General features: G+C 37.4%; 1 pseudogene. It reads left to right on the plus strand.

Annotated features, from left to right (window positions below):
• Positions 1–217: pseudogene (locus V6252_RS13115) on the plus strand (septal ring lytic transglycosylase RlpA family protein); the annotation flags it as partial.
• Positions 218–227 lie beyond the last annotated feature (10 nt).

Here is a 227-nt window from a genome sequence, read left to right on the forward strand (position 1 = left end):
GAACGGTTTAACTGCAGCGCATCTCTCATTACCATTTTATTGATATGTCAAAGTTACTAACAAGACCAATGGTAAATGTGTCGTGGTAAAAGTGAACGATCGTGGCCAATTCCATGGTAACCGTGTATTAGATTTATCTTATGTTGCAGCTAAAAAACTCGGTATTACGAGAAAAGTCGTAGGTAACTTTCCTATTGAGCGAGTTGAAGGACCTTAATTTTAGGTAT

This window comes from Psychrobacter proteolyticus (assembly GCF_038155145.1).
In the GTDB taxonomy this organism is placed as follows: domain Bacteria; phylum Pseudomonadota; class Gammaproteobacteria; order Pseudomonadales; family Moraxellaceae; genus Psychrobacter; species Psychrobacter proteolyticus_B.